This is a genomic window from uncultured Marinobacter sp. (genome assembly GCF_963974375.1).
GTDB lineage: Bacteria > Pseudomonadota > Gammaproteobacteria > Pseudomonadales > Oleiphilaceae > Marinobacter.
This window is the reverse complement of sequence record NZ_CAXBDN010000344.1, coordinates 1-3,565: the sequence shown is the minus strand read 5'-3', so window position 1 is coordinate 3,565 and position 3,565 is coordinate 1. Positions and strand designations below refer to the sequence as shown.

The 3,565-nt window shown below is 57.2% G+C and carries 3 protein-coding genes; 1 reads left to right on the top strand and 2 read right to left on the bottom strand.

Annotated elements, in window-relative coordinates; genetic code table 11:
• Positions 1-1,805 (bottom strand): diguanylate cyclase (locus AAC035_RS19665; protein ID WP_339806815.1); only part of this gene is annotated, 1,805 nt, incomplete at its 3' end.
• Positions 1,806-2,064: 259 nt separating this feature from the next.
• On the opposite strand from AAC035_RS19665, the gene AAC035_RS19660 reads away from it, so the two are divergent.
• Complete coding sequence (locus tag AAC035_RS19660; RefSeq protein ID WP_339806813.1) at positions 2,065-2,478, top strand: PaaI family thioesterase; 414 nt, start codon at positions 2,065-2,067, stop codon at positions 2,476-2,478.
• Between the two features lie 63 nt (positions 2,479-2,541).
• Here AAC035_RS19660 and AAC035_RS19655 read toward each other — a convergent pair whose 3' ends face one another.
• Positions 2,542-3,450, bottom strand: a complete 909-nt coding sequence (locus tag AAC035_RS19655; RefSeq protein ID WP_339806812.1) for an alpha/beta hydrolase — start codon at positions 3,448-3,450, stop codon at positions 2,542-2,544.
• Between the last annotated feature and the right edge of the window lie 115 nt (positions 3,451-3,565).

The following is a 3,565-nucleotide window of genomic DNA, read 5'->3' as shown; positions in this document are numbered from 1 at the left end:
GACGAGTAACCGGTGCCAAAGTCGTCGATGGCGAAACGAATGCCCAGATCGCGCAGCTCCTGCATTTTCTCCACGGTGTTGCTGATGTTCTGGATCACCATGCTCTCAGTGATTTCCAGTTTCAGACATTGGGCGGGGATCTGCAGTTCTGTGATGGCATCAGCGATCCGGGCGACCAGATCGTTCTGGCGGAACTGCCGTGGGCTGATGTTGATGCTGAGGCTGAACTGGTCGGCGTCAATCAGTCCCTGGCTCAACAGGCGGGCAACGAAGCTACAGGCCTGGCGGGTGACCCAGTGGCCGGCCTCAAGGATCATGCCGCTTTCTTCCAGGACATGGATAAAGGTGGCGGGGCCGATCAGGCCCAGCTCAGGATGTTGCCAGCGCAGCAAGGCCTCGGCGCCGATGATGCGGTTCGCCCGGGCGTCGATCTGCGGTTGATAATGCAACTGGAACTCCTGATCGCGCAGAGCCTGGCGCAATTCGGTTTCCAGCTGCAGACGCTGACTGACGACAACCTGCATCTCGGGTTCAAAAAAGGCGATGTTGTTGCGACCGCTGGCCTTGACGCCATAGAGGGCGGTGTCTGCGTGTTTGAGCAGGTCTTCCGGTGTGTTGCCGTGCTCTGATGACAGGGCGATACCGATACTGCAGCTCAGTTGCAGTGCGTGGCCCTGCACCATCATGGGGGCGGAGACGGCTTCAAGTAACTCGGCCGCATGGCTTCTGGCATGTTCGGCAATCTGTTCGGCATTGCCGCCCAGGCCGGTGAGCAGGATGACAAATTCATCGCCGCCCAGACGGGCTACCGTGTCGGCCTTGCGCACCCGTTCCTGCAGCCGGCGACTGACCTCCTGCAGGACGGCGTCGCCGCAGGTGTGACCCAGCGAGTCGTTGATACGCTTGAAGTGGTCCAGGTCAAAAAACAGCAGGGCGCAGCCTAGTGAGTGGCGTTCGCCAAGGGCCAGGTGCTGTTCCAGTCGGTCCTGCAGCAACAGCCGGTTGGGCAGGTCGGTGAGGGCGTCGTGATAGGCCTGGTGCTTGATGTGTGCTTCGATGTTCTTTTGTTCCGTAACGTCCTTGAAGCAGGACAGGGTGCACCGCTCGTCACCGATCTGGATGAAGTTGCTGGAGATTTCACAGTTCAGCACGCGGCCGTCCCTGGCGATCATGTCGACGGGTTCGTTACGCAGGAAGCCCTCCCGTAGCAACTTGGCTATGGTGGCCGGGCGTTTTTCCGGGTACCGCCAGAGACCAAGATCCACCGCCGTTTTGCCAATCACATCCTGCGGTTGGTAGCCAAAAACCTCGGTGAAGCGGTGATTGATCTCAGTGATCTGGGCACTGCGCTTTTCAAACAGGACATAGGGTTCCGGGGAGTCCACAAACAGTGCGGTGAATTTTGCCTCGCTTTGCTTTAAAGCCTGCTCGGCCCGGACCCGCTCTGACATGTCGTGGGCCATGGACAGGCGGCAGGCCTCACCGTTGATATCAATAAGCTCGACGTAGACCAGGCACGGTTTGATCTGACCGTCACGACACTGAAACTCGGCTTCCGATTGCTGCACACGGCTTGCACTGGCATAACGTTCGATGAACGCCTTGCGGCGCTCAGGGCTGGTCCACAGTGGCAATTCCGTGGAGTGTCGGTTGATGATCTGGCTGGCATCCCAGCCAAACAACTGCTCAAACGCCGGATTGATAGCCAGAATGTTTCCATCCGCTATCCGGGTGAGCATGCAGGCAATAGGTAACCTGCGAAACAGGACGAGGAAACCATCGTCTGGTGTTTCGCTTCGGTTCATCAGCGATTCTGCCGGAACACACAGGTGCGAGATAAATACATGTTCATTCGATATGCTCTTTTATTTTCAAAGTAGCCCCTGGATATTGGAGATACAAGTGTCGATGGACCTCAGACTGTGAGCGCGTTCTGGTTTCGACGCTCGATAAAACGATGAAAGAAGGAAAATCCTGTGAATTTCGACGAGTTCAACCGTTTCAAACCTCGGAGCCGGGACTTATGCCGGCTGCCGCCCCCTCCATTTCCAAGGGAACATCACAATGAGCGATGCTGAATTAAAGAATCGTATCGAGACCATTTCAGAGCTGGCGGCTTTCAACAACTGGCTTGGCCTCAGCGTCGATGAGGTGACCGCCGGATCCGTGCAATTGTCAGTGAACTGGCGCAAGGACTTCGGTCAGTATGCCGGCTTCATGCACGCGGGCATCCAGGGGGCTCTGATTGATACCGCCTGTGGTTTTGCTGCGGTGACTCTCAGCGGCCGTGTACTGGCCTCGCAGTATTCGGTGCGATGTCTGCGGCCTGCTGTAGGCGAGCATTTCCGGGTGGTGGCCAGGGTGGTCAAGCCCGGACGGCAGCAAGTGTTTGCTTCTGCGGAACTCTATGCCAGTAAAGATGGTGTTGAAAAGCTGGTGGCGACCGGCGACGCGTTGCTGGTACCCCAGGCGGAATAGCCGGCGGAGTGGATTGAACTGATCGTTCCGGTAGCGGCAACGGCTGGGCCCATTACATTGGGACTACCTGAGAGATGCCGTTGCACCCGGGTGGGGAGGTTTCTGGTGGGCATTAGTCGGGAGCTCGGATACGTGCGCGCCCGGAAAGTCCAGAACCGCTTTCGCTACCTGGTCTGGTTTTTCCTCGTGCACCAGAAACCCCGCGTCGTCCACTACTTCAAAATGCGAACAGCTGGGCATGTTTCCCACCAGGTTTTTGGCAAGTGCCAGTGGGAAGATGCTGTCGTGCCTGCCCCAGATTATCAGCGTGGGCGCCTGTATTTTGCTGTGAGTCTGATTCAGGTCGTCAATCTCCTTGTGGTCGATTCCCATCAAATAGGCGATCAATCCTTCCAGGCGTTGTGGTGATTCAATCCAGTGAAATGAAAACAACGCCAGAAACTCATCTGTCATGTTGTCCGGGTCATGAAAACACTCACCAAACCCATACCGGCTGCGTCCGAAGGCTTTGCTGTGAAGCAACCACCTGAACATCTGACGCATGACGCCAAAACGCATCAGTCGCTGGAAGCGCGGAACCACAGGCGGGATGTGGCCGGGAACTTCCGTATCCATGAGTATTAGCTGGCCCACCTGGTCCGGACGTCCTGCGGCAACCAGTCGGGCGATGGTGCCACCGGTGTCGTGACCAAGCAGAGCAAAGGCGGACAAGCCCAGCTCATCGACAAAATCCATCACCCTGCGGGCATGCCCGGCAAAACTGTAGTCGTTGTCTTCTGCCAGACCGGATTCACCCATGCCCGCTGAGTCTATGGCGTAACAGGTGTACCGGGAGGCCAGGAGCGGAATCAACCGGCGAAAGCTGGCCCGATGGAAGGGCCAGCCGTGTAACAGGATAAGTGCGGGACCAGAGCCGGTGCGGGTGTATGCCTGGCCCATTCTGGTGCGCAAGGTCTGTTGTTTGACGTCCATGAAGGTTCTTCCGTTTGTGGTGGTAAACAGACCTGCTGTTTGCAGGTTGATACCAGCTTTGTCGTTGTTGCGTCGGCGGGCAATTACCTGTCAGGTAATTGAGTCTGGCCAGGTT

Bases quoted from the DNA above. Each gene is read 5' to 3' on its own strand.
- AAC035_RS19660 (WP_339806813.1), top strand. From the start codon at position 2,065: ATGAGCGATGCTGAATTAAAGAATCGTATCGAGACCATTTCAGAGCTG.
- AAC035_RS19655 (WP_339806812.1), bottom strand. From the start codon at position 3,450: ATGGACGTCAAACAACAGACCTTGCGCACCAGAATGGGCCAGGCATAC.